The following is a 25,569-nucleotide window of genomic DNA, read 5'->3' on the forward strand; positions in this document are numbered from 1 at the left end:
TCGCTGCATCACGAGGGCGAGACTCACCAATCGTATCACTATCACCAACGTGCCGAACGCGAATTTCCACTCGTTCGACAAACTAATATACAACTGATTCTTAAATTTTCGACTTATCATGCATGTAGGAGTTACGCAGTAGTGGCCTTGCGTCCATGGAGGGTCGGGCGGCCTCGGCTGGTATGATGGGATTTATGAAAAACGATGTTAAATGTCAGGATACGAACTACATCGACTTCCTCATCGCCAGCCCCAAGTCCTTCGCCTGCACGGAGGCCGCCAAGGTGCAACCCGAGTCGCAGGACGCCCCCGCACACGATGCCTTCACCCGGCTCCTCCGCCGCCTCGAGCCCGATCCCGAGACCTTGTGGGCCGAGGCTCGCCCCCTGGTCTCCCTCAAGGGAGGCCTCCTCGTCCTCGACGATTCCACCCTCGATAAGCCCTACGCCCATAAGATCGACCTGGTCAGCCGACACTGGTCCGGGAAGCACCACGCCGTCGTCCGCGGCATCAACCTCACCACCCTGCTGTGGACCGACGGCGACCGCCATATCCCCTGCGACTACCGGATTTACGACCACGAGCACGACGGGCTGACCAAGAACGACCATTTCCGCAACATGCTCCGGGCGGCTAAGTCGCGGGGTCTCGCCCCCGACTGTGTCGCCTTCGACGGCTGGTACAGTGCCCTGGAGAATCTGAAGCTGATCCGCGGCTTGAACTGGCATTGGCTGACGCGGCTGAAGATCAATCGCCGGGTTAACCTCAACCGGCAGGGCAACAAGGCCGTCGGCGAGACGGCGATCGAGGCCGCCGGCACGATCGTCCATCTGGAAGGTTACGGCCTGATTCGTGTCTTCAGGATCGTCTCCCGAGACGGAGACACTGAGCACTGGGCGACCGACGACCTGGCGATGGACGAGCTGACGCGGTTGGTGCTGGCCGAGCGGACGTGGGCGATTGAGAACTATCACCGGGGCCTGAAGCAGTGCTGCGGGGTCGAGCGATGCCAGGCCCGGGTAGGTCGGGCGCAGCGCAACCACATCGGGATGGCGATCCGGGCCTTCCTGCGGCTGGAGCGTCATTTCTATGCCACCGGGGTGAGTTGGTACGAGGCCAAGGCACAAATCATCCGGGGAGCCGTCAGGGCTTATATCGCTCAACCCTTGTACAAACTTCCATGACCGCGTAACTCCTAGCATGAAGATAACGAGAGCGGCCCGCCATTCCGTTTTGGGGAAGGTGGGCCGTGCTCGTCATTAAGCGTTTTGCAAGGTCTTCGGAGCAAGCCCGAATCGATCAACTCCCGGACAGCCCCTGCCCCGGTGTCCAGGGGCCGCGGGCCATGGTCGGCCAGTTGTCGCCGCGACGATCATGGGCCTTCTGCCAGGCACGCTCGCGCTCGAGGCGGGTCTGCTCGTAGAGGTCGAGGTAGAGTTGCTCGTCATGCTCGGTGAAAACCTGGCCGCGGCGCGACATCACGATCCTGGCGGTCGCGAACATCTGCTCGAGCGGGAACCCTGGGGCCACCTTGCCGTAAAGAACCGCCGTGAACGACGGCACATGCTTGGGCAGCAACGGCCCGGCCGGCAGCACGTTGCACATGACCCCGATCGCCGTGCCGGTGTTGAGCATGCTGCCCAGGCCCGTGCGGGTATGGTCGCCGATGAAGCAACCCACCTTGGCCTGCCCCGTGGCGACCGGGTCGCCACGTAACGGTACGTGGACCTCGCCGTAGTCGTTACGCAGGTCGCTGTTGGACGTGATCGCGCCCAGGTTCACCCACTCGCCGACGTACGCGTGGCCGAGGAAGCCTTCATGGTATTTGTTGGAGTACCCATGAACGATCGCCGCCTCGACCTCGCCGCCGATCCGGCAGTTCTGGCCGATCGTCACCCCGCCTCGAATGTTGGCCCGAAAGAGCTGGGTGTCTCGACCAATGTAGCTCGGGCCTTCGATCCGGGTGAAGGGCTGGACGACGGCGCCCGCGGATACGGTGATCGGCCCGTTCGTCGTGTCGAAGACGGTGTAGGGATCGATCCGAGCGGACTCATGGATGAAGAGGCGACGCACCGGGCCGACGAGGGCTGTCGAGGCGAGATGCCGGTTGCTCAGCCCCACACGCCCGTCGGACTCGAAGTCACGGACGAGGTGGTCGGAATTGCGGGCGACGAGATCCCAGGGGCGTCTGATCCACTCGCCACCGAGTTCGATCGTCTCTAGCTTCGACGCCTGTTGCTCGAACCAGGCCGAGGCGGTGCTGGCGTCGACGCCGACTGAGGCCTCGGGCCCGACGAAGGCGCAGACGGGTTCCCCGTCGCAGAGTCCGACCCAGGGGGCCGACTCGCTCGGCGGCGTGAAATCCGCGGGAGGGACCCAACGACCATTGACCATGAGGACCGGCCCGCGTGCGAGCCAGTCTTGGTCGTTGACGGCGGTGTGGGGGTCACGCGAGTGCTGGACGGCGGCGAGGTGTGCACGGACGATGGCGCCTCGCCGATTCGGCCCAGGTCCAACTCCGAACGCTCGCGCAATTTTGTGACCCAGGCTGCTCGACCCGAGGAGCAGGTCGTAAACAGGCCGCGTGAGGGTTAACGGTTCGAGTCCGACGACCGCGCTGTCTTCCACCAGGCAGAGTCGCATTCCCCCTCCGTTCTCGACTGATGTGGTCTCCAGCATGCGAGGCGCGTCGGATCCGAGCCATCCACGGGCGTCGTCATCAGATAGGATCGCACGATCCGAGATTCGCCGGGTCATCCTACCGGAGAACCCGCATAATCCGCCAGATCGGATGTGGAAATGTGCCTATCGGACGACATTGTGCGAAACCAATGACCAATCAAATTTAGACATGCGCGAAGGAAACCGACGATCATTCCTTCTCCGGCAAGGTCAGGAACCGGAGTTCATCGGTCGCGACGTCGAGGATCGCCATCGTCCTGACCTTGGTCCGGTGCAAAGCCCCGGGATTGATCAGGCGGGTGTTGCCCTCCCTCTCGTCGGAGGGGGCATGGGTATGTCCCGTCAGCAGGTAGTCGGGGTGCTTGGCCAAGAGGCGTCGGATCTCCTTCATGGAGTCGCCGTGCGTTACGGCGATCCGCTTCCCCGCCAACTCGACTTCCCCGCCCCACTCGAGGCAGGTCGCATCGATGACCTGCATCGCCTTGCGCAAGCCCTTAACGTCGAAATCGTTGTTGCCGAACACGAAGTAGGCCGGAGCGCCGATGCATTCGTAAACGACGTCGGGCTCGGTCAGGTCGCCGCAATGGATCAGTACCTCCGCCCCTTCGCTCAGGAGCAAGGCCACTGCCCTGCTCGTCCGGCCGACTTTGTCGTGTGTATCCGAGAGAATCCCGATGCGCATGTGTCGTGATAGTCCCTTCGACGCGCGTTCATCCAAAGTCGTCTGACATCCCTACCAGCAAAAGCGGTGCGATCGGCATCAACTCGTTCGAATTCGCACTGGCCGAGCCGTTGGGGAGGCGTTAGATTACATGGTGGAGAACTCGAGCTACCATCCTTGGCTCCCGGCTGGGGCAAGTCACAATGGAAGGTACTTGGAAGGCTCCGCGTCCATCCCAGTTGGCTGGACGCGCGGTCGGCCATGAGCTACGCCGATCGCGGGAAGGGAGGTCGTCGCGGTCCCGGAAAGCGGATCGTCGCTCCCCGTCCCAGGATTTTCCCGCGTCGCGCGGGGAGGTGTTGAATGTCGGTCCTGATCCGTAGCAAGCGTCCTCTCTCTTCGGAAATCCCCGCAACCCTTCCTTCGATCGCCGACCCGTTCCATCCGACGATCGAGACGGAAGCCCCCGAACAAGCTCGGGTTGCTCGCGAAGCCCCCGAAACTCGCGTTCGACGCTCGTCGGCCGAGGCCCCTGATGCTGGTATTGGTCGTGCTTCGATGGGGCACGAATTCACGCATGGTCGAAGCCAGAGCTGAGCGGCCGGGCCAGGATTCAAATCTTGGACACCGGAGGCCCCACCGCCCCGTTCTACCGGCCCTATGCTTCGTCTCAATGCTAGACTGAGCCCATAAGTTGGCCGGAGTCCAACCGCTCGCCAATAACCCCGTCTACCTCGAATCGGCCTTTGCCAACTCGAGGTGGACGGGGTTGTCATTTGTGGAACTCATCGCTGCCTTGGTCGCCAGCCTTCACATCTTACACGGGTCCGACGACTGGGACGAATGCCGGTAGCAAGTGGGCATAGACCCACACGATCCCCCCGACGAGTAAGGCGAGCACAATGCTGTGGACGAACACAGCGCGGAGCAGGTCGCCTTCGCGGCCCCCCTCTCCTGTCGCCACCGCGGCGACCACGATGGACTGGGCATCGATCATCTTGCCCATGACACCCCCGGTCGTATTCGCCGAGGCCATGAGGATGGGGTTCAGCCCGAGCTTTCGGGCCGTGATTTTCTGGAGATTGCCAAAGAGCACGTTGCTCGAGGTGTCCGAGCCCGTGAGCGCGACACCGAGCCAGCCGAGGAGCGTGCCGAAAATCGGGTACAACACCGGACCCGTCCTCGTGAACGCGAGTCCCAGGACTGCGTCCATCCCCGAATACTTCGTCACAAACCCCAGCGCCAGCATACAAAGAATCGCCGCGATCGCCGGAATCATGCGGTAGACCCCCTTCACGAAGGTCCAGACGAGCACTTTGGGCGAGACGCCGAGCAAAAGTCCGCTCAACACCGCCGCCAAAAAGACGGCCGTCCCCGTGGAGGAAACCGGAACGAGGTTGACCGTCGCCTTCTCCAGATCCTTGGGCTCGGGAGTCTCATGCCCGGTGACAGCGAAACCCTTGGCGACCTTCTCATGGAGCCAGGGAACCTGCGGCTTCCATGAAGTGTGGACGTCGAGCCAATCCTTCACCGCCGGCGTCCCGAGTGGCTTGATGGCCGGGATTCCCCAGACCAGGACCGTGAGCGACAGGAGCGCGAACGGCATCCAGGCTCGAGCCACGCGCCCGACAGTGAGTTCGAGTTCGTCGACTCTAGGCGCCGAGTTGGATTCTTCCCCATTCGGGGCCTCATGATCGAAACGCCAGAGGTCCTTCGGCTGCCAGAGACGGAGCAGGATCACCCCCGCAATGAGACTCCCCACCGCGGAGACGAGGTCCACGAGTTCGAAGCCGACGAAGTTCGACCATAGGAACTGGATCGTGGCGAACGTCCCGCCGACCACAGCTAGGGCAGGCCAGACCGCGAACGTCTGTCGCCAACCAGTCATGGTACGAACCAGCCAGAATGGGATCAGGAAGGACAGTATGGGCAAAATTCTTCCCGACATTGCGCTGAGAGCTTCGACATCGAGTTCCGTCACCCTGCTCAGAGTCAGGATCGGGGTTCCGATTGCCCCCCAGGCCACCGGCGCCGTATTGGCGATCAGGCAAAGTAATGCCGCCTGGAATGGCTGGAATCCGAGTCCAACAAGGAAGGCCGCTGAGATCGCCACGGGAGCACCGAAACCGGCCGCTCCCTCGACGAACGCCCCGAACGAAAAGGCAACGAGCACCGCCTGAAGCCGGCGGTCACTCGACAACCGTGCGATCGAGGCCTTCATCACGTCGAACTGCCCTGTGGCCACCGCGATGTCATAGAGGAAGACGGCGGCGACTATCAGCCAGACGATCCGGAAGAGCGCAAAGACCACGCCGACCCCGGCGCTCGCGACAATCATCGAGACCGGCATGCGAAAGGCCCAGGCGGCCACGGTACTGGCGGTCAAAAGGCCAAACAAAGCCGCCTGCCAGGCCCCTACCTTGCCCGAGGCTAGCAAACCCAGTAGCAGGAGAACCGGCAACGACGCCAACGCCGTCGACGCGGGCCAGTAACCGATCGGGTCGTAGATCTGCGTCCACACCGTGATATATCCTCTAATTCATAGCAATGAGAGCCAGGTCTTCGAATGAAGCCCCAGGGGGGGAGGAATCTGTCACGTCGACCTTACGTGATCAGTAATCAAATCGGTAGTCCTTCGAGAACCGGTTCTTTGGGTCGAAAGAGTGGCTCTGGAAAGCAGAAACGGCCCAGGTGTTGCGGGTAGTTTTTTCCAGAGGGTTCTTGATACGCCTTCAGCCGCGGACGATGGTCGGGAGTGTCAACTCCATGTCCAGCGCCTCCTCACGACGGTTCGAATTGGTGGGAGGCCGACCGATTGGTCGCGAATCGAGGCATCGACTTAAAAGCGACGCCCCAAAATCCCACTAATCTCACGCCGCTGGGCCGCGGCCGGAGGGCGTCTCACGTCAGAGAACCCTTGACCGAAGTGACTTTGGGAGTTACTCTTGGTAAGCGTCCGGGGTACCCCCCCGGTCCGCGGATGACAAGGCAAGGAGCGGACGGGTGCACATCGAGATCACGACCCGCCATGGCAGCTTGGGTGCAAACCATCAGGCTTACCTCCACGACAAAGCCGAGAAGTTGCTGAAATACTTCGGCCGGCTGATGTCTATTGAAGTGGAGGTCGAACACCTGAAGCTTGCCTGGCATGTGGAGATCCTTGTTTCGGCCGAACACAAACACGATTTCGTCGCCCGCGAAGAGGGTCCGACTCCCGAAGCGGCGATGGACGCATGTGTTCATAAGGTTGAACAGCAACTTCGTCGCTACAAAGAGAAGGTTCAGAATCACAAAGGGGACGTGACCCTCGGCAAGGCGTCCTCGCAAGTCTCCGAGATGTCCGAACCCTCCGAGCCGGCCTAATCCGCTCGTGAAGGTTTGATTTCGACCTTAGTATTTCCGCCACGAAGAAGAGGATCAGGGGCGTCGAGACGATCGGGGCGAGTCGATTTAAGCCGGACCTGTCAAACCCCGGGCTGATGTTGGTTCGCCCTGAGTCGTTCCCGGGCGGTGCTGCTCGAGTCTGCCGACGCGTCGATGGAGGGCTGGATGAAGCTTTCGGATTTCGTGGTGAATGAGGCGATCCTCGTCGATCTTCAGGCGACCGGTAAGGAAGACGCGATCCGAGAGATCGTGCAAAGCCTCGTTCGTTCCGGTCGGCTGGCGGAAAGCGACCTTGAGAGCGTGGCGCGTGCGATCCTCGGGCGCGAGGAACTCGGTTCCACGGGCATCGGTCAGGGCGTTGCCGTCCCCCATACCCGGCACCCGACCGTCAACCGCTTGATCGGGACTGTCGCCCTGTCTCGCCGAGGGGTGGATTTCGCCGCCCTTGACGGAGAACCGGTCGATATCCTCTTCCTGCTGATCTCCCCTCCGAATCAGCCGGGCGACCACCTTCGGGCCCTGGAGAACATCTCCCGGCATCTGAAGGACGAACGGTTCGTGAATTTCCTGCGACAGGCTAAGACGCGCGAGAGCGTCATCGAGTTGCTCGAAGAAGCCGACCAGGGCGCCCATTGATAGGACCGTCCTGATCGTTGTTCACCCGTAGGTCAACAGGGAGTGACAGGCGTTGGATTGCGGCGAGGCTTCCCACCTCTTCCCCTTCCCGATCGCTCGTGTCTGACCCGCAGACCCGAGGTGAAGCTAGGATTGCCACCGTTTCCCCCATGTCGTCATGGGGGAAGGATGGAAACTAACGAAACAACTGGCCCAAGACCGTCGGTCCACTGGGAAGGAACCCCGGATCTCTGTGCCATGGCCGACCGAGCCGCCGATGAGCCAAGATTCGCCCGTCGCCCGCCGCCAAGTCGAGATTACGAATAGCCTCGGCTTGCATATGAGGCCGGCCGACAAGTTCGTGAAGCTGGCTCTCCAGTATCAGTCGGAAATCCGCGTTTATCTTGAAGGGTCCGAATACAACGGCAAGAGCATCCTGGACCTGACCTCCCTCGCCGCCGAATGTGGTACTCGCCTCGATATCGAGGCGAGGGGACCCGACGCGGAAAACGCCATCGAAGCCCTGGCCGGCCTCGTGCACGCTCAGTTCTACGAGAACGACGAGGGTGATGGGGAGTCGCCCCCATGAAGGCTCGGGAACCGCGGACTCCGAAATCCCGTGGCGGACGTGGTCCGTCCGGGCAACGCCAGAGCCCTCGGCCCGATGCGTCGGTTCGCCGTAAAGACGACTGGGAGTCGGGCACTCCTCCCCCTCCCACTTCCCCCGCCAAGACGATGCAGACACTTCGCGGGATCGCCGTCAGTCCTGGAGTCGCGATAGGTCCGCCGCTGGTCCTGGACCCGCGCGGTCAGCGAATGCCTTCCCGCACCATCGACGCTGAGTCCGTCAGTGCGGAACTCGAGCGTCTCGACCAGGGGTTAGAATCCGCCCGTCGCGAGGTTGAACAGGCCGAGGCCGAAGCCCGCGACCGGATCGGTGCCCAGTACGCCGACATCCTCTCGGCCCACGCCCGGATGATCTCCGACCTCACCTTGCGCCGTGACGCGAGGTTGCTCGTCGAACGCGATCGAGTCGCCGCCGAGCACGCCATCAGCGAGGTTCTCGACGTCCACGCCGCCCGGTTGGAACGGCTCACGGACTCGCATCTGGCCGCGAGAGCCGCCGACGTCCGAGACATCCAGCGCAGGATCATCGGGAAGCTCTCGGGTTTGGCAGACGCGAGTCCGCTCGACGTCGTTAGCTCCCCGACCGCTATCTTCGCGCACGATCTTTCCCCGAGCGAGACGGCCGCACTCAATCCGCAATTCGTGCTCGGCTTCGCGACCGAGGCGGGCGGCCGCGCGAGTCATACGGCGATCGTTGCCGCGGCCCTCGAGATTCCGGCTGTCGTCGGCCTCGGTCGGTTCCTCGACCAGGTGCGCGAGAGCCGGATGGTGATCATCGACGGCGACGAGGGTCTCGTCGTCCTCGACCCGGATCCGCCGACGCAAGAACGTTACCGCAAGGCCGCGGCCGAACGCCTCGCCCGGTTCGAGGGGCTCGTCGGGCTCGCCAAGCTCCCCGCCGAAACCCTCGACGGTGAGCAACTCGGGCTCTGGGGGAACATCGAATTCCCGGTCGAAGGCCCGGCCTGCCTCGAGCGCGGCGCGGTCGGCGTCGGGCTTTATCGCACCGAGTTCCTCTACCTCAACGGGAGCCGACCCCCGACCGAGGAGGAGCAGTACGAAGCCTATTCGGCCGTCGTGCGCTCGCTCGAAGGGCGGCCCGTCACGATCCGGACCCTGGACCTGGGCGCGGACAAGCTGACCTCTTACCAGACGGTCGGTTACTCGGAGTTCAACCCGGCCCTGGGTCTGAGGAGCCTGCGGCTCTCCTTGCGTGAGCCGGAACTCTTCCGGATTCAGCTCCGTGCCATCCTTCGCGCCTCGGCACTTGGGGATGTCCGGGTCATGTTCCCCCTCGTCACGACGCTAACCGAATTCCGTCGAGCGAGGGCGATCCTTAATGAGGTCGCCAAGGAGCTGACTGCAGAGGGGATCCCGATCGGCAAGAATCTGCCCGTCGGCGTCATGGTCGAGGTCCCTGCCGCAGCCATCCTGGCCGACCAACTGGCAAAGGAGGTGGATTTTTTCTCGATTGGAACCAACGATCTCATCCAATACACGCTAGCCGTCGACCGCACCAATGAAGCCGTGGCAGACCTCTATAGCGCCGCCGATCCCGGTGTGCTACGCTTGATCGCCATGGTCGTGGACGCGGCCAAGCCGCGTAATCTCGACGTCTGCGTTTGCGGGACGATGGGGGGCGACCCTCTTTACGCAATGCTCTTGCTCGGCCTGGGGGTACGCCAACTGAGCATGCCTCCGCACCAACTTCCGGAGATCAAGCGCGTGATTCGCGGGATCCGAGCGTGCGAGGCCCGCGAGATCGCCGCCCAAGCACTCCAGCTGGAGACGTCGGAGGCCGTCATCGAGCTCCTTCAAAAGGCCCTGCAAACCGCCTTGCCCGATACACCAACCATCGGCACCCCCGGCCCCATTGAGACCGGGGCGGATCGTCGATGACTCAGGAATCCGATTTTGCCCGAGACTCATCGGTCTGACTTCTCACTTCCGACCCTTCGACCGTCCAGCCACGCCTCCTTTCCGGGGCCGGTGGAAGCCGAGCCGCTCGTGGACACTTCCAGCCTATGGGCTGGCACCGTGCTGATGGCCGGTCCCCGAGTGGTCGGCATTGCGTCCGATCGAAGCGAGGAAGCCCCGTCGGCCGATAGGCGAAGGCCTCGGCTCGTGGCCGTGGCACTCGAAAGTTGACCGCCGCAACAAACCAGGAACCTCTTACCTCTCCGTTCTTTCGCGCGAGCCTGTCGAGTCAGACTTCCCAGGAATGAGTGCGATCGGCGGAAGCAGCGGGCCCTCACACGGGCCCGGACCCGCAGCAATGATGATGGCGACCAAGTTGCGACTCCGCTTTGCCAAGCGTGGCGATCTTAGACTGATCAGTCACCACGACCTGATGCGCTGCCTCGAGCGGATGCTGCGCCGCGCCTCGATCCCGATGGCGACGAGCCAGGGGTTCAATCCTCGACCGAAGGTCGTCTTCACCCTGGCGCTCGCGCTCGGGATCGAAGGCCGACAGGAAGTGGTCGAATTGGAACTGGCCGAGCCATTGGATCCGCAGGACGTGTTCCAGCGGCTGACCTCCGTGGCGCCCCCCGGCTTCGAGTGGCTCTCCGTCGAAGGAGTCCCGCCAGGTCGTGCGGCCCAACCGCTGATGGTTGCCTACGAATTCGACGTCCCCGAAGTCTCGCGTGATGCCGCTCGCGCCCGCTTGGCCGAGTTCCTGGCCGCATCGGAATGGCCATACACCCGACAACGTCCGGATCGCACAGTCGCGATCGATCTCCGCCCGTTCGTCCTCGACGCCGAACTCGAACCGTCCGGTGTCCTTCGGTTTCGGATGAAGATTTCTCCCAGTGGGTCCGCTCGTCCCGAGGAAGTCATCGATGCCCTCGACCTGCGTGACGCCCTGGGCCAAGGGTCGGTTCTGGTTCGCACCGAGGTGGAACTGGTCCCTTGACTAAGGTGGGTTCCCCGCTTCGGGGATTCGGTGGTGCGTGTGACGTCCCTCGATTTGTCGACGAATTCACGCTAACGAACCGGCCGCTCGACCGCGGAACCCCTTACTCGACCCATGCCAACCGTGATCGTGTCAGAAAGATGACCGCATGAAGAAAGAAATGCTGATCAACGTGCTCCAGCCCGAGGAGTGCCGAATCGCCATCGTCGAAGATGGCATCCTCGAGGAGCTGTATGTCGAGCGCACCAGCCACGAGAGTTATACCGGCAATATCTATAAAGGCAAAATCGTCAACCTCGAACCGGCGATCCAGGCCGCGTTCGTCGACTTCTCGGTGGGCCGCAACGGCTTCCTCCACGTCTCGGACGTGGAGCCCCAATATTATCAACGCCACCTCACCGAAGAGGCCGAGCCCACGCCTCGTGAGCCGCGCGGCAAGGATCGCGAAGATCGCCGCCGCTCCCGCTCCGACGAACCCGACCTCCCCACGCAATCCCCTCGTTCCGAGGAACGCGGACGCGAAAGAGACCGCGATCGCGACAGGGACCGTGACCGCGATCGGGAACGCCCCGACCTCTCCGAGCGAGGCCGCCGCGACCGCTCCGAGTTCCGCAGCTTCGGCGAAGGTCTGGACGACGATTGGCTGACCCCGCCCCCGCCGCGGGAGCCGGCCCACGCTCCGCCCACGCCGCGACCCGAGCCCGTTCGCGAAGAACCCCGTAGCACCCGCGAGCCCGTCCGCGACGAACCTCGCGCCCCTCGCGAGGTTGATAGTCGCTCGTTCGACTTCGACGAGCCCCCGGCGCCCCGGACCAGCAGCCGTGAGCCCCGCTCCGGAGTCGCCGACGAGCCCCGGAGCCGCTATAGCCGTCCGCCCGAGCCGTTCGACCCCGACCTGCCCCCCAGCCGGACTCAGCGCACTCGATCCGCCGCCCCTCGCACCCCCGAGCCCGATGTCGAAGACCTCGGCCGCTCGCGAATCAGCGAGCCGCTCGCTCCCGAAGCTCCAGCCCCCGAGGCCAAGGAGCCGCGCGAGCCGAAGCGTTCCCGGAGCCGAGGCCGCGGGCGTTCGGCCCCGATGGAGCCGATCGAGTCGCTGCTTGAGCCCCCCACCGAGGCCAAGCCCTCCGTCTCGGAGGAAGGCCCCGACCCGCTGCTCGAGGATATCTCCGAGGCCCCGCCGCGTCGTCGAGGCGGCCGCGCCGCGATCCGCTCCCGGGGCGGCGACCGTGAGCCGTTGATGGAGCGCCCCCGCGAAATCACGCCCGAGCGCCCTCGCGAATCGACCCCCGAGCGCACCAGGGAACTCGCCGCCGAGCGGCCCCGCGAAGTCCCGACCGAACGCGTCCGCGAGGTACTCCCCGAACGCACTCGGGATTTCCCCTCCGAGCGACCTAAGCCGCCCGTCGCCGACAAGACCCCGGACATTGAGCCGGAACGCTACCGCGCGACCGAGCCCGAGCGGGTCCGCGAACGCGAGCGTCCCCGCGAAGTGGAGCGGAGCCGAGGGGCGGAAACCGAGCCCTACCGCGAGCGCTCGAAGCCTCACGACCGTGCCGGCGAGCCCGGGTATGTCCCCCGCAGGGAACGGACTCGCCCCGCCGATTCCGGCTTCGGTGCCGATATTCCGCCTGCGGATTCGGCCTTTGACTGGGCAGACCTCGTCTCGGAGCCCGAAGCCGACGAGGCCGAGGGTGATCTCGAATCGTCGGATTCCTCGTCCAGCAAGCTCGAAGGGCCTCGTCGTCGCCGTCGTCGTCGCGGACGCCGCCGGGAGCGTGATCGCCCCGAGAGCGGCTCGTCCGCGTCGATCGACGAGGAGTCGATTGAGATCGATGAGGATGTCGAGGAGCTCGACGCCCGGATCGAACGCGAGGTCCCCAAGCGTGGCGCCCCGAGGCGCGTCGCTCCCGTGGAGGTCGACGAGTTCGACTTCGGCGATGAGTCCGTGCTCGACCACCACGACATCGAGCATGATGAGGATCACGACGAGGACTCGGACGACTTCCACGATCGTGGCGAGACCGTCGCGGTCGAGGAAGAGATCGACCCCGAGCTCGAGGAAGAAATCCGCCGGGAGATCGCCGAGATCGCCGAGCTCGAGCGTGAGATGGGCCTCCGCGGCCCCGTCGAGGCTCGCCCCCGTCGCGGGGGTGAACCCGAGGCCGGTCGCACCGGCGGCCGGTTCACGCGTGGTCGCGGCACGGCCAAGCCCCCGATTCAGGAGGTCTTCCGCCGCGGCGACGAGGTCCTCGTCCAGGTGATCAAGGAGAGCATCGGCACCAAGGGTCCGACCCTCTCCACCTACATCAGCATCCCCGGCCGTTACCTCGTGCTGATGCCCGGCCTGAACCGCGTCGGCGTCTCGCGGAAGATCGCCGATGAATCCCAGCGCCGCAAGTTGCGCGAGATCATGAACGAGCTGAACCCGCCCAAGGGGCTCGGCTTCATCGTCCGCACCGCCGGCCTCGAGCGCAGCAAGCGCGAGCTGGCCCGCGACCTCGCCTACCTGCTCCGCCTCTGGAAGGTGATCCTGCGCCGGATCAAGAAGGCCCGCACGCCGGCCCCGATCTATCAAGAATCGGACATGATCACCCGAACGATTCGGGATATCTTCACGTCCGAGATCGATACGATCTGGATCGACGAGCCGTCGGCCTTCGAGCGTGCCCAGGAGTTCCTCAGGGTCGTCATGCCGCGGTTCGTCAACCGGCTCAAGCTGTACGACGAGAAGGTGCCGCTCTTCCACAAGTACGGCATCGAGGACGAGATCGCCAAGATCCAGCGTCGGCACGTCCCGCTGCCGGAAGGCGGCTCGATCGTCATCGACCAGACCGAGGCCCTCGTCGCCATCGACGTCAACTCCGGCAACTTCCGGGTCGAGAACGACGCCGAGCGCACGGCTTACGAGATGAACCTCCGCGCGGCCAAGGAGATCGCCAGGCAGCTCCGCCTCCGCGACCTCGGCGGCGTGATCGTGAACGACTTCATCGACATGCGGGACGAGCGGCACCGACGAGGTGTCGAGCGGGCCTTGCGTGACGCGATCAAGCGGGATCGGGCCCGCACCAAGGTCCTCCGGATGAGCGCCTTCGGCCTCATCGAGATGACCCGGCAGCGGATCCGGCCAAGCCTGAAGCGTTCGGTCTACGAGGATTGCCCGAACTGCGCGGGTGCCGGCGTCGTCAAGACCGTCGAGAGCATGTCGATCGACGTCATGCGGCTCCTGGCACTGGCCTCGCACCGCGAGGACATCCGTAGAATCAACATCGCGGTCGGTGCTCCCGTCGCGACGTATCTGAATAACCGCAAGCGTCGCGAGATCGCCAGGATCGAGCTCGAGGCCAACATGACCATCCACATCCGTTCGGAGGATGGCGTCTCGGCCGAGCACCTGCAGATCGACTGCTTCGACGGTAACAACGGCGAGATCCGCATCTTGCCGCAGCCGACGACCAACAACCGCCGCGGTCATTGACTTTAGCGGTTAACCATCGCAAACCGTAAAGCAGGACGGGCATCCTCACCACCTCGTGAGGATGCCCGTTTTCGTTTCGAGAGGACGGCACCGTCCTCCTGAACGGCCAACACATTCAATATCTTGCAAATTTAACTGCGATCACTCGGCCTTGTTCGCCGGCTCGACTTCCTTGAGCAGGCTGTTCACGGCCTTCTCGAGCGCCTCGTCCCGGATCTCCTTGAAGCGGATGATCCCCTTCTGGTCGAGCACGAAGATCGTGGGATAGTGGTTGATGTTCAGGGTGTTGATGATCTTCCCCTGGGCACCGTTCCACCAGTGCGTCCACGGCATCTTCTCTTCCTTGAGGAAGTCCTTGAGCGTATCGAGTTCCTCGTCGGCGCTGATGCTAATGAGGGCGAACGGCTTGTCTTTGAGCCGCTCGACCATCTCGCGCTCGTGCGGGATCATGGCACGGCAGGGGCCACACCAGGTCGCCCACATGTCGAGAACCACGACCTTGCCGCGGAGGTCGCTGAGCTTGACCTCACGCCCTTCCAGGTCGCGGCTGATCAGCTCCGGAGCGGGTTGGCCGATGGAAAGGTCGGGCAGCAGGTCGGGGAATTGGTCATGGGCCTGCCTCTTGAGCCGGTCGAGCTCGGCGCTGCCCTGATCGGCCATGGCTAGCATGCGTTCGATCGCCGCCTTGCCGAGCTGGGCCTCCATCGCCTTCTGCATCGCCTCGTTGTCTTTGAGGTTCTTGGCGATGGAGAGGTCGACCTCGGCCCGACGCATCAGCATCCGTAGCCCGTGGGCACGCGTCTCGCGGTCGTCGTTGCGCTCGATGACACCATAGACGAGGGCATCGGATTGATCGTTACGGAAGTAGACCAAGTCCGAGATGACTCGCTTGATCTTAGGATCACGCTCATACTTGGTGCGGAGCCATTCCACGACCCTCACCTGCAACTCGGGCGAGACCATGCTGCCGTGGGCCGCTTGCTCGAGCGCGTCAAACGCCGAGGGATCCTCGGTGTTCTTCTCGGCGAACTCGAGGAACCGGGGTGCGAAGACGGCCATCGGCGTGTCTTCGAATCGGACGCCGGAACCCTTGCCGGTTGCCTTGGCGACCTCGGCCGCCTTGCGACGTTCGTCGCGGAAGTCGGCCTGGGCTTTCTCGTAATCGGCCTTGAGTGCCTTGAAGCCCGCCGACCCTTCGGCCGGCTTGTCAGCCGGTTCGTCCGCATTGGCCAAAAGCGGCATCGCCGCGAGAATTGTAAACAGGAAGCTGCGCATCTCGATCGTACTCCCTCGAAAAAAAGACGCCGGGCGCGGTCGCATCGACCCTTCGCCCGGCGTTAGTTGGCATCTGTTGATCAATACTGGTCGGAACTCAGGACCTCGCCACCGTTTCGTGTCAGCAATTTCTGGTAGATGCCGATCTTGGCGCCCGGCGTGACAGTCAGGCCGGTGCTGTTCCCGTTGTCGGTGGTCCCAAGTGGCAAGCCATTCATCTGAGGAGCCTGGATTGTCCAGGAATCGATAGAATCCTTGAGGAAGTGGACCGAACCGTCGCAGAAGGCCGCATTCACGCCACCAGGGTGGAAGCTGTTCGCATTCGTCGGTGCCCAGGTATAGAGAGCGGAGCTGCCCGGATCGTTCGTCGGGTCGGAGTACCTCCGAGCCCAGTTAGGCGGGAAACGTCCTTCGAGAAACGTGTCGAGTTGGCCGACGCTCCAGATGTGGATGACGTTCTGCGTGTTCTGGCTGTAGATACCGTGTCCGTTCTCAAGATACATCGCCGTGTTGCTCGTACCGTCAGTGATCGATGCGATGGTCACATTGCCGCCGGGGATGATCGTCCCCTGGGCGTACGACGTCATTTGCGGATCCAGGGCCCGGAACGGCCCATTGAAGCAGCCGACCACGGGGACGAACGCAGACCAGGGACCGATATTTCCCGAGTAATGCGTGTGGAACTCGCGGAAGGGGGGCGGACCGAAGGTGATGTTATTCGCCTGGTTGGCCGAGGGATCGCTCGGGCAAAAGAGCGTGGTAAGTCCGGCGCCGGGCACGGTCCAGTTGCTGGGATCGTAGTAAGCGTTGGCAAAGTTCGCCGTGTTGTAAACCGGCGTCTGTTCCATGTAGGGACAGATTCGCACAAACGACGTGAAACCAATATTGCATCCGTTGACGAGCATCGCAGGAGGAAGGCAGGCGTTGGCCGACTCGTAAGCGACGGAGGCCAATGCGATCTGCTTCAAGTTATTCGTGCACTGGGCCCGGCGAGCGGCCTCTCTCGCGGCCTGGACGGCGGGGAGGAGCAATGCGATCAGGACGGCGATGATCGCGATGACCACCAAGAGTTCGATCAGCGTAAAGCCTCGGCGTCGAGGATTGACCGCCAATGCGTGGGACATCTGCAGGCTCCTAAGATCAAGAAATGAAAAAAATTGAGGCGAGAGGCCGATTCATGACGTCGAGTTGACGCAGGCCCTGTGGAGAGTCCGGCTGGTCGGTTCAGCGGGATCGCGAGGACCGGGATCGGCCCGAGACCTCGGATTTCTGGGGGACTTTACTGTCGGGGGTGAACTTCTTGAGTGCAGCCTCGGGGATGTCGATCGACCCCGCGCCACGGACTGGCCCGTCGCTGTCTCCGCAACCGATCATCAGGACTGCCGAAAGGATCACGGCCGAACGAATCAGGGCAGTGGCGAATGATTTGGAGGCGTTCATGAGGCTGATCTGATCCTTGATGGCTGGCCGAGAGAGGAAGGCCGATTAGTTGGAAGGTGTCTGGGTGCGCCGAGGGGCTTTGCCGAGATCGATCAGGTCGTTCATCGTGGAGAACAAGGCCCGGATGGAAACGGCACACTCGGGATGAGAGATGGCGTAGGCTTCGATATCGACGGATTCGCCCGACTGAAGCCGGCGTGTGATGTCCTCGGTCAAATCAGCGAGTTTCGGGTTCGGGTCGGGCGCGTCATTGTTGAAATCACCGACTTGTCTCACGAATCGGCCTCCAGGTGGCCTCGCATATGAATGAGTGCGCGGAGCAAACGTGCTTTGACGGCTCCTTCCGTGATCCCGAGGGCCTCGGCGATCTCCGCGGCTGAGAGTTGTTCCAGGTAGCGCATCACGAGGACCTCGCGATCGCGGGGCGATAAGGCAGCCAGGGCGGCCATGACCTGCTCTCGACGCTCCTGGCGCGAGAGTCGGTTGCTCGGGCTGGTATCCGCCGACGCGAGCCGACGGACCAATTCATTGGCCGACGCGTCCGGAAGTTCCAGGACGCGGTCTTCCCGATTGATGCTCCGTCGCTGCGAGACGATGTGCCGCCGGTGTGTGTCGATAACGCGTTCGCCGGCGAGTTGTCGCAGCCACCCGAAGAACGGGATCGGGCGATCCTCGAAGTATTCGTCCATGCGACGGGCCGCGTCGGCAAGGGTCTCCTGGACGACGTCGGAGGGGTCGATCCGTGAGGTTAGCCGTCGATCGAGTCGGGACGCCACCATCCGTCTCAAGTTCTCGCGATACCGCTCCAGCAACTCGTGCCGGGCCGTCGCGATCCCCTGGTCGGCCTGGTTCAACAACTCTTCGAGGCCTCTCGTGGACTCGGTCATCGGTGAACACTCCCTCCTAAGGAATGACCCCGCAAGTCGTGAAGAAACGATACGAAAAAAATTCAGATTGTCGTAAGTTGAGATCTTGCCTGAAGATCGATGGGAAGACGTGGGCGGGGATAAACTTCGACGTGATGGGGAGTTGGCGAATCAGTCCGAGAACAACGCAGCGTTTGTGGTCGCGGCTTATTGCGAGAATTCCCGGCGGTTCGGCGAGACTTCTCAACGTTCCGCGATGCCTCGCGGAGGATGCGAGTCGCTCCCCTTGGCTTTCGACTGATCCAGTTGGAGATCGCTCATGCGCTTGGCCGTGATTACCGTCTCGGGATGCTTCGATCCCAAGATCCGAACCTGGGCTTCGAGACAGGGCTTGAGCACGTCCTCCGCCTCGGCGAATCGCCCCTGAGCCCGCAGCAGGTTCCCAAGGCCGCTTCGAAGGTACAGAGTGCCCGGATGCTCGTCGCCCAGGGTGGCGCGACGGGACTCGATGCTTTCGCGTACGAGCGGCTCCGCCTCGGCGTATCGCCCGAGGGCGATCAGCACATGACCGAGGTTGTACATAGCCGTCGCGGTATCCGGGTGGCGTCGACCTCGGACCTCCTGGTTGAGCCGCGCACACTCGCGGAAGATCCGCTCGGCCTCCTCGTGCTTCTTCTGCTTGTTGAGGGTTGCGCCAAGGTTGTTCATTGTCGAGAGCGTCGAGGGATGTTTGGGACCCTTGGTGACCCGCTCCTCGTCGAGCATCTTGCGGTAGAGCGACTCCGCATCCTCCGTCTTCCCCTCACGCAGGTAGACGTCACCGAGGTTGAAGAGTGCCGAGAAGATGATGTCTTGATCGGGATGCGTGGCCCGTCGTGCGTCCGCGAGATAGCTGAGGTAGAGCGACTCGGCCTCGGCCAGCCGCCCCTTGGTGCGATGGACGCTCGCGAGGTATTCGGCGGATCGGAGCGTGATCGGATCCGTGAGGCCCAGGCGATCGCGGGCTTTCTCCAAGATCTTCACCAGCAGCGGTTCGGCCTCGTCGTCGCGTCCCAGGTGGGACAAAATATGGCCGAGTTCCGAACGAGCCTCCAGGAGCCCCGGAGACGTTGCGCCGGGGAGTTGCTCGAACCTGGCGCCGGCCGCCCGGAAATGGCTCTCGCTCTTGGTGAACTCGCCGAGGCCGTGGTAGATCCGCCCGATCGCCAGTCTGATCGTCGCCTCGATCTCCGGCTGACTGGCGAACGAAGTTCCCACCCCCTGCGAGGCCCGATCGAGCACTTCCAGGAGCGTCACATGACGCTCGACTGGGCTGTTCGACGGCTCGGCCTGGATCAAGAGCCCTTCGATCAAGAATCGATTGATGGCATCGGCCTTGGCGGCCTGGCGACGGGCGTCGGCCTCAGCGACCTGGAGGAGCCGCTTCTGGTGCACGGCCTCGCGCCAGCTCCAGGTGATGCCGGCAAACCCGACCACGATGGCCGCGGCCAATCCGGCGGCCAGCCCCGCCTGCATCGGCTTGCGACGAGACCACCTCCAGGCTCGCACCAGCGGTCCCACGGGCCTTGCGGAGATGGGTCGACCGTCGAGGAAACGCTCCAAGTCATCCGCGAGGTGCCGGGCCGTCTCATATCGGTTCAACGGGTCCTTGGCCATCGCCTTCGACAGGATCGTGGCCAGGTCGACGGGGACGGCCGGATTGATCCGACGGATGGGCGTCGGCTCTTCCTCGCTGATGCAGCGGAGGATGTCCTGGCGGTCCTCGCCGACGACGGCCGGGCGAAGCGTGAGGAGTTCGTAGAGCGTCGCCCCGAGCGAGTACAGGTCCGTACGACGATCGACGAGGGCTCGCTTGCCTCGCGCCTGCTCGGGGCTCATGTAACGCAAGGTTCCGGGCATATCCCCGGTCTGCGTGACGCCCGCGTCCCCCTGGACGTCCGCCATGCCGAAGTCGGCGACCCAGAGCTCGCCCCGAGGATCGAGCAGTAGGTTGGCCGGCTTGATATCCCGATGCACGATCCCTTGCTCATGGGCGTAAGCCAGGGCATCCGCCGCCTGCATCCCCAGGCGGGCCACCGTCCGGAAGTAGGCGCGGCCCCGGATGGAGCTCCCCTGCCCCGTGGCTTCGTGAAAATCCGTTCCCGAGTTGAAGACACCGGAGGTTCGGCCGCTGGACGAGTCCCCTCGCGGGGGTGCGAATCGGCCCGAGAGTAAACCAAGGGCCAGCGTCGACAGGCCGTTCTCATCCCCCTGATCCGTGGGACGTGCGCCACCTGCATCGACGAGCCCGCGCAGTTCGCGGATCAAGTCGGCGAGGCTTCCCCCTTCGATGAATTGCATCGAATAGTAAGGGACACGATCCACGATCCCCACGTCGTGTACGGGCACAATCCTCGGGTGCTGGAGCCACCCCGCCACCTGCGCCTCGAGCTCGAACCGCTTCAAGGCTCTGGGATCGAGGGCCGCGACCGCAGGCAGGACCTTGAGGGCGACGAATCGCTTGAGGGCGACCTGCTCCGCCTCATAGACGATCCCCATGCCGCCTCGGCCGACCTCACGTACGATCCGGAATCCCCCGAAGACGCGAGGTTCGTCGTCATCGACCTCACCGGCTCCTTCATCCTTCGCGGCTTCTTCGATCCGACCAAGCTCGGCAAGATCGAGCATCGCGGGCATCAATTCTCGGAGTGCTTCGGCGCACTCGGGATGTTCCCTAGCGATCGTGTCGAAGTCGAGCCCCTCGCCAGCGAGGATGCGGGCGCTGAATTCCTCGACTAAGTCGAGCAAGGCGGGGTCGAGCGAGTCCGAGCTCGAAGCCCACTCGCTCCGGCCAGCGTCGGCCGAGCGAGACGTTGTGCGATCAGCCTTGGGAGATTCGTCTGGCTGTGTCATCACATAAACAGACCGTGAGGTGTGCGAGACTCGTTGTAACCAGGACTCTCACTTCCATTACGATGCCCAACTCGCGATCGAAGCGAAAAACAATTCTTCTCATTTATTCGGGAGGACGTCAAGAGAATCAAAACCTTGTCGACCGAAAAGATCGGAAAACCGATCATTCCATCTGACTCTTAGGTAGCTCACAACGCTTAGGCCTTTATTGACCATTATTCATAGATAATCGCCACAAAAATGACCAAACGCGTTGCTATAACAACGATGATTTAAAATGGATGCTTTTGGAACTTCATCCAGCCCCTGCCCGACCACCATCACTCGCCCGAACGGCAACAGCCAATCGATGGCGTGTTCAGTAGAGATGTCAGTTCGATGCTCGACATCTCGCCCAATCGAGGTCGAGTGCTGGATCAATCTTGCCAGGTGAGGGTATCGTGGCGAGCAAGTACGAATTCGCGGGAAATGCGCGACATCTCTCTGAAGGTTGGACTTCCCTAAAGCGAGCCGAGGGGGTATTGTTGTACCCTTTCCGTGTCGTCCTCCCGCGAGCAAGGCTGGGTCGTCCACCCAGCGAGGAACGACCACGGTCGTAAGAGCGGCCTCGGGCCTAATCCTGAGCCTTGCCCGGGGTTTTGAGGAGTTTGACGGAATGTACGCGATCTTTGAGGACGGCAGCCATCAGTTCCGTGTTTCCGAGGGAGACCGCATCGTCGTCGATCGGCGCCAGGGTGATCCCGGTACGGAAGTTGTCTTTTCCAAGGTGTTGCTAATCTCTGGCAACGACGGTGCGACCATCGGTGAGCCGGTCCTCGAAGGGGCCAAGGTCGTCGCCAAGATCGTCCAGCAGTTCCGCGACAAGAAGATCATCATTCAGAAGTTCCGCCGCCGCAAGAACATGCGGCGACGTAAGGGCCATCGCCAGCCCTACACCGCCATCCAGATCACCCAGGTCGTCGCGCCTGTCTGATCCTGGTTTGTTTCGCCCCGCCAAATTAAGTTCGCAAATTGAAACCGTTCCCTCTCGGTGAATTCTCCGAGATTGGAACGGTTTTTTCTTATCCCCTCCCCGTCGACACCTCCAACGACGCAATTTTGCAAGTCTTCGCGAACTTCCAAAGCTTCCACTCATTTTTGATACTCTGTTGACTGCACAGGGGTGTATGATGTACAGAATGGCCATGGATACTCTTGGCCACTTTGAACGTCCTATCCAGGTGATGATCATCGAGCCGAATCGAGTCCTCCTACGATCCCGCTCGGGGCGATTTACCCGGTTGAAAGGTTTCTGGAATATCTGAACGTGAATGCTTAATTCCCGTTTCTCGGTTGTATTCGATACACCCCTCACCGACGGCGCCAGAAGCTTGAATCTCGGACTTCTCAGGGCCACATGGCCATGAATAATGGGTTAGATTGCCCTTTGGCAACATCAACGAGGCCTGATCGCGCTAGCCCACGTCGAGTCCCACGCGACTCCCGAGTCTTCAACGACCCAGCGTAGGATGCGCGGCAAATGACTCCCACTTGAGCGAGCGACCTCGGAATGAACCGATTCTGCCCTCGATGATCTCGAGTCTGGGAATTTGCTCACGAAGACTCGATGAAGACGCCGAAACACAGCACTACTCGACAAATTTACAGCGGCAGGATAACGGGAGACCGTCCATGGCGACAGTTGACGAACGGGCGACGGCGAGTGTTGGGACATCGCGTGGAACGCAGCAGAGCCGTCAGGGAATGACCGTCCCGCGAGTGTTCAGCACCGAAGGTGTCAGCCCGTTCGACCAGGTTGAATGGGAGTTGCGGACCGCCGCCATCAAGGACGAGCGTGGACGCGTCATCTTCGAGCAGACCAACTGCGAGATCCCGAAGGCGTGGAGCCAACTGGCGACCAACGTCGTCGTCAGCAAGTACTTCTACGGCGAGGTCAACACCCCCGAGCGCGAGTCGAGCGTCCGCCACCTCGTCGACCGCGTCACCAGGACGCTGGCCGACTGGGGCCGCGAGGACGGGTACTTCGCCACCGCCGAGGACTCCGAGCGCTTCTACGACGAGCTGACCTCCCTCTGCGTGAACCAGTACGGCTCGTTCAACTCCCCCGTCTGGTTCAACGTCGGCCTCTACCATCGCTATGGCATCGCCGGCCCGGCCAACAACTGGCGCTGGGACGAAGAGACCCGCAACGTCATCCCGGCCGAGAGTGCCTACCAGTACCCGCAAGGGTCGGCCTGCTTCATCCAGAGCGTCGCCGACGACATGCAGGACATCATGAAGCTGGCCTACTCCGAGGCCATGCTCTTCAAGTTCGGCAGCGGCACCGGCACCGACCTCTCGACCCTCCGCTCGAGCCGCGAGAAGCTCAGCGGCGGCGGCAAGCCCTCGGGCCCGGTCAGCTTCATGCGGGTCTATGACTCGATCGCCAGCGTGGTCAAGTCGGGCGGCAAGACCCGACGTGCGGCCAAGATGCAGACCCTCAAGGTCTGGCACCCCGACATCGTCGAGTTCATCGAGTGCAAGATCAAGGAAGAGAAGAAGGCCCAGACCCTGATCTCCTCCGGCTACGAGGCGAACTTCAACGGCGAGGCCTATAGCTCGGTCATGTTCCAGAATGCGAACCTCTCGGTTCGCGCCAGCGACGCCTTCCTCCGCGCCGTGGAGAACGACGGCGACTGGACCACCCGCGCCGTGACCACCGGCCGGCCGATGGAGACCCTCTCGGCCCGCAAGGTCATGGACACGATCGCCGAGGGCACCTGGCTCTGCGGCGACCCGGGCATGCAGTACGAGGACACGATCCAGCGCTGGCACACCTGCCCCAACACCGCGCCGATCAACTCGAGCAACCCCTGCAGTGAGTACATGTTCATCGACGACAGCGCCTGCAACCTGGCGTCGATCAACCTGATGAAGTTCCGACGCGAGGACGGCAGCTTCGACGCCGTCCGCTTCCGCGCCGCCTGCCGGATCTTCATCACCGCCCAGGAGATCCTCGTCGACCACGGCAGCTATCCCACCGAGCGGATCGCGGCGAACAGCCACAAGTTCCGCCCGCTGGGCCTTGGTTATGCCAACCTCGGCAGCCTGATCATGGCCTCGGGCTACCCGTACGACTCCAACGAGGGCCGCGCCCTCGCCGGGGCGATCACATCGATCATGCACGGCCAGGCGTATCTGACCAGCGCCGAGCACGCCGGACACCTGGCCCCGTTCGACGGCTTCGCCCTCAACCGCGAGCCGATGCTCCGGGTCATGGAGATGCACCGCGACGCGGTCGAGTCGATCGACCCCAGCGTCGCCCCCGACCTGCTCGCCGAAGCCCGCAACGTCTGGGACGAGTGCGTCGAGATGGGCACCAAGCACGGCTACCGCAATAGCCAGGTGACGGTGCTCGCCCCGACCGGCACGATCGCCTTCATGATGGACTGCGACACCACCGGCATCGAGCCGGACATCGCCCTCGTGAAGTACAAGACCCTCGCCGGCGGCGGCATGCTCAAGATCGTCAACCGCACGGTACCGATGTCGCTACGGAAGCTCGGCTACGATGAGCCGGTCATCCGCGGCATCCTCGACTACATCGACGCCAACGACACGATCGAAGGGGCTCCTGGCCTGGCCGATAAGGACCTGCCGGTCTTCGACTGTGCCTTCGCCCCGCCGCAAGGGGGACGGAGCATCCACTTCCGCGGCCACCTGCGAATGATGTCGGCCGTGCAGCCGTTCCTTTCGGGAGCCATCTCGAAGACCTGCAACGTGCCCAACGACGCGACCGTCGCTGACATCCGCGAGGCCTACCTCGAAGGCTGGAAGCTCGGCCTGAAGGCCCTCGCCATTTACCGCGATGGCTCCAAGGGGAGCCAGCCGGTCAACACCAAGTCGGAGGGCGAGACCGCCAAGGCTGTCGCCGCGGCCGCTCCTGTGCCCGTCGCGGCTCCGGTGGTCGCGGCTCCGGCCCCTGCCCCGGCCCCCGTCGTCGCGGCCCCGGTCGCCCAGAAGCCGAAGCGTGAGCGCCTGCCGCACACCCGCCGCAGCATGACGCACAAGTTCAGCATCCAGGGCCACGAAGGGTACGTGACCGTCGGCTTCTACCTCGACGGTCGCCCCGGCGAGGTCTTTATCACAATGGCCAAGGAAGGGTCGACGATCGGCGGTCTGATGGACGTTCTCGGCACCTCCATCTCGATCGGCCTGCAGTACGGCGTGCCGATCGACGTCTACGTCAACAAGTTCGCCCACAGCCGCTTCGAGCCGGCCGGGTTCACCCAGAACCCGGACATCCCGATCGCCAAGAGCGTGGCCGACTACATCTTCCGCTGGCTCGGCATGGAGTTCATCCCCGGCTACCGCGAGGCCAACGCCCCGCAGCGGCTCGAAGAGGATCATCCCGAGCCCAAGGCGGCCGCCCCGGTCGTCAAGGTGAACGGCCACCGTACCGCGACCATCGCCGACCTCGAGCACGTCGAGGCCGAACGAGAAGTCCAGCCGGTCAGCTCGGCCCCAATCCAGATCGGGACATCGGTTCTCGAAGAGGGCCCCGAGGCTCGGGAACGGCAGTTCGCCCACTTCCAGAGCGACGCCCCAGCCTGCGACAACTGCGGAGCCCTGACGGTCCGCTGCGGCACCTGCTACCGCTGCTTCAACTGCGGCAACAGCATGGGCTGCTCCTGATCGGAATTGATCCCACCGCAGTCGTCAGTCGTCAGTCGTCAGTCTGATTCCATGAAGAAGG

Annotated in this window: 17 protein-coding genes and 1 pseudogene; 10 read left to right on the top strand and 8 right to left on the bottom strand. The window is 63.1% G+C overall.

Annotated features, from left to right (window positions below):
• Positions 1 to 155: 155 nt before the first annotated feature.
• The gene (locus tag ACOYYX_RS32020) at positions 156 to 1,184 is read left to right on the top strand and encodes an IS701 family transposase (protein WP_422926728.1); all 1,029 of its coding nucleotides are present in this window, start codon (positions 156 to 158) and stop codon (positions 1,182 to 1,184) included.
• Positions 1,185 to 1,299: 115 nt separating this feature from the next.
• On the opposite strand, the gene ACOYYX_RS32025 is transcribed toward ACOYYX_RS32020, so the two are convergent.
• From ACOYYX_RS32025 to ACOYYX_RS32035, 3 genes are all read right to left on the bottom strand, one after another.
• Positions 1,300 to 2,643 carry a putative sugar nucleotidyl transferase gene (locus tag ACOYYX_RS32025; protein WP_422926729.1) on the bottom strand — a complete coding sequence of 448 codons (1,344 nt, stop codon included), beginning with the start codon at positions 2,641 to 2,643 and terminating at the stop codon, positions 1,300 to 1,302.
• 229 nt (positions 2,644 to 2,872) lie between these two features.
• Entirely contained in the window at positions 2,873 to 3,364 is a 492-nt protein-coding gene (locus ACOYYX_RS32030) for a YfcE family phosphodiesterase (RefSeq protein WP_422926730.1), read from the bottom strand.
• A gap of 796 nt (positions 3,365 to 4,160) precedes the next feature.
• Positions 4,161 to 5,864: an L-lactate permease gene (locus ACOYYX_RS32035; RefSeq protein WP_422926731.1), complete on the bottom strand. Its 1,704-nt coding sequence runs from the start codon at positions 5,862 to 5,864 to the stop codon at positions 4,161 to 4,163.
• A 482-nt stretch (positions 5,865 to 6,346) separates the two neighbouring features.
• Here ACOYYX_RS32035 and hpf point away from each other — a divergent pair, with 482 nt between their 5' ends.
• From hpf to ACOYYX_RS32070, 7 genes and pseudogenes are all read left to right on the top strand, one after another.
• Positions 6,347 to 6,706 carry a ribosome hibernation-promoting factor, HPF/YfiA family gene (hpf, locus tag ACOYYX_RS32040; RefSeq protein ID WP_422926732.1) on the top strand — a complete coding sequence of 120 codons (360 nt, stop codon included), beginning with the start codon at positions 6,347 to 6,349 and terminating at the stop codon, positions 6,704 to 6,706.
• A 186-nt stretch (positions 6,707 to 6,892) separates the two neighbouring features.
• Positions 6,893 to 7,363 (top strand): PTS sugar transporter subunit IIA, encoded by a 471-nt coding sequence (locus tag ACOYYX_RS32045; protein ID WP_422926733.1) that lies wholly within the window; start codon positions 6,893 to 6,895, stop codon positions 7,361 to 7,363.
• Between the two features lie 256 nt (positions 7,364 to 7,619).
• Positions 7,620 to 7,931 (top strand): HPr family phosphocarrier protein, encoded by a 312-nt coding sequence (locus tag ACOYYX_RS32050; RefSeq protein ID WP_422926734.1) that lies wholly within the window; start codon positions 7,620 to 7,622, stop codon positions 7,929 to 7,931.
• Entirely contained in the window at positions 7,928 to 9,868 is a 1,941-nt protein-coding gene (gene ptsP / locus ACOYYX_RS32055; RefSeq protein WP_422926735.1) for a phosphoenolpyruvate--protein phosphotransferase, read from the top strand. The genes ACOYYX_RS32050 and ptsP overlap by 4 nt, the downstream gene beginning before the upstream one ends.
• Before the next feature lie 376 nt (positions 9,869 to 10,244).
• Positions 10,245 to 10,883 carry a TIGR03936 family radical SAM-associated protein gene (locus tag ACOYYX_RS32060; RefSeq protein WP_422926736.1) on the top strand — a complete coding sequence of 213 codons (639 nt, stop codon included), beginning with the start codon at positions 10,245 to 10,247 and terminating at the stop codon, positions 10,881 to 10,883.
• 148 nt (positions 10,884 to 11,031) lie between these two features.
• Positions 11,032 to 11,269: pseudogene (locus ACOYYX_RS32065) on the top strand (ribonuclease E); the annotation flags it as partial.
• 1,478 nt (positions 11,270 to 12,747) lie between these two features.
• Positions 12,748 to 14,361 carry an Rne/Rng family ribonuclease gene (locus tag ACOYYX_RS32070; RefSeq protein ID WP_422931692.1) on the top strand — a complete coding sequence of 538 codons (1,614 nt, stop codon included), beginning with the start codon at positions 12,748 to 12,750 and terminating at the stop codon, positions 14,359 to 14,361.
• A gap of 141 nt (positions 14,362 to 14,502) precedes the next feature.
• Here the strand turns inward: ACOYYX_RS32070 and ACOYYX_RS32075 are convergent, their stop codons facing one another.
• From ACOYYX_RS32075 to ACOYYX_RS32095, 5 genes are all read right to left on the bottom strand, one after another.
• Positions 14,503 to 15,636 (bottom strand): TlpA family protein disulfide reductase, encoded by a 1,134-nt coding sequence (locus ACOYYX_RS32075; protein WP_422926737.1) that lies wholly within the window; start codon positions 15,634 to 15,636, stop codon positions 14,503 to 14,505.
• An 80-nt stretch (positions 15,637 to 15,716) separates the two neighbouring features.
• Positions 15,717 to 16,760: a DUF1559 domain-containing protein gene (locus ACOYYX_RS32080; protein WP_422926738.1), complete on the bottom strand. Its 1,044-nt coding sequence runs from the start codon at positions 16,758 to 16,760 to the stop codon at positions 15,717 to 15,719.
• Positions 16,761 to 16,860: 100 nt separating this feature from the next.
• Positions 16,861 to 17,076: a hypothetical protein gene (locus tag ACOYYX_RS32085; protein ID WP_422926739.1), complete on the bottom strand. Its 216-nt coding sequence runs from the start codon at positions 17,074 to 17,076 to the stop codon at positions 16,861 to 16,863.
• A 272-nt stretch (positions 17,077 to 17,348) separates the two neighbouring features.
• Positions 17,349 to 17,963, bottom strand: coding sequence for a sigma-70 family RNA polymerase sigma factor (locus tag ACOYYX_RS32090; RefSeq protein ID WP_422926740.1), 615 nt, complete (start codon positions 17,961 to 17,963; stop codon positions 17,349 to 17,351).
• A 222-nt stretch (positions 17,964 to 18,185) separates the two neighbouring features.
• A complete protein-coding gene (locus ACOYYX_RS32095; protein ID WP_422926741.1) occupies positions 18,186 to 20,834 on the bottom strand; it encodes a tetratricopeptide repeat protein in 2,649 nt (882 codons plus the stop codon).
• 655 nt (positions 20,835 to 21,489) lie between these two features.
• Here ACOYYX_RS32095 and rplU point away from each other — a divergent pair.
• Together rplU and ACOYYX_RS32105 are read left to right on the top strand one after the other, a co-directional pair.
• Entirely contained in the window at positions 21,490 to 21,807 is a 318-nt protein-coding gene (rplU, locus tag ACOYYX_RS32100) for a 50S ribosomal protein L21 (protein ID WP_422926742.1), read from the top strand.
• Between the two features lie 698 nt (positions 21,808 to 22,505).
• A complete protein-coding gene (locus tag ACOYYX_RS32105; protein WP_422926743.1) occupies positions 22,506 to 25,508 on the top strand; it encodes a vitamin B12-dependent ribonucleotide reductase in 3,003 nt (1,000 codons plus the stop codon).
• Positions 25,509 to 25,569: the final 61 nt, after the last annotated feature.

The organism is Singulisphaera chitinilytica, from assembly GCF_049331405.1.
In the GTDB taxonomy this organism is placed as follows: Bacteria; Planctomycetota; Planctomycetia; order Isosphaerales; family Isosphaeraceae; genus PoT.

What these genes read in the sequence shown, in the direction of transcription:
- rplU (WP_422926742.1), top strand. Translation starts at nt 21,490, where the DNA reads ATGTACGCGATCTTTGAGGACGGCAGCCATCAGTTCCGTGTTTCCGAG.
- ACOYYX_RS32050 (WP_422926734.1), top strand. Translation starts at nt 7,620, where the DNA reads ATGAGCCAAGATTCGCCCGTCGCCCGCCGCCAAGTCGAGATTACGAAT.
- ACOYYX_RS32075 (WP_422926737.1), bottom strand. Translation starts at nt 15,636, where the DNA reads ATGCGCAGCTTCCTGTTTACAATTCTCGCGGCGATGCCGCTTTTGGCC.
- ACOYYX_RS32105 (WP_422926743.1), top strand. Translation starts at nt 22,506, where the DNA reads ATGGCGACAGTTGACGAACGGGCGACGGCGAGTGTTGGGACATCGCGT.
- ACOYYX_RS32060 (WP_422926736.1), top strand. Translation starts at nt 10,245, where the DNA reads ATGATGATGGCGACCAAGTTGCGACTCCGCTTTGCCAAGCGTGGCGAT.
- ptsP (WP_422926735.1), top strand. Translation starts at nt 7,928, where the DNA reads ATGAAGGCTCGGGAACCGCGGACTCCGAAATCCCGTGGCGGACGTGGT.
- ACOYYX_RS32085 (WP_422926739.1), bottom strand. Translation starts at nt 17,076, where the DNA reads ATGAACGCCTCCAAATCATTCGCCACTGCCCTGATTCGTTCGGCCGTG.
- ACOYYX_RS32020 (WP_422926728.1), top strand. Translation starts at nt 156, where the DNA reads ATGGAGGGTCGGGCGGCCTCGGCTGGTATGATGGGATTTATGAAAAAC.
- ACOYYX_RS32025 (WP_422926729.1), bottom strand. Translation starts at nt 2,643, where the DNA reads ATGCGACTCTGCCTGGTGGAAGACAGCGCGGTCGTCGGACTCGAACCG.
- ACOYYX_RS32095 (WP_422926741.1), bottom strand. Translation starts at nt 20,834, where the DNA reads ATGACACAGCCAGACGAATCTCCCAAGGCTGATCGCACAACGTCTCGC.
- ACOYYX_RS32045 (WP_422926733.1), top strand. Translation starts at nt 6,893, where the DNA reads ATGAAGCTTTCGGATTTCGTGGTGAATGAGGCGATCCTCGTCGATCTT.
- ACOYYX_RS32030 (WP_422926730.1), bottom strand. Translation starts at nt 3,364, where the DNA reads ATGCGCATCGGGATTCTCTCGGATACACACGACAAAGTCGGCCGGACG.
- ACOYYX_RS32080 (WP_422926738.1), bottom strand. Translation starts at nt 16,760, where the DNA reads ATGTCCCACGCATTGGCGGTCAATCCTCGACGCCGAGGCTTTACGCTG.
- ACOYYX_RS32090 (WP_422926740.1), bottom strand. Translation starts at nt 17,963, where the DNA reads ATGACCGAGTCCACGAGAGGCCTCGAAGAGTTGTTGAACCAGGCCGAC.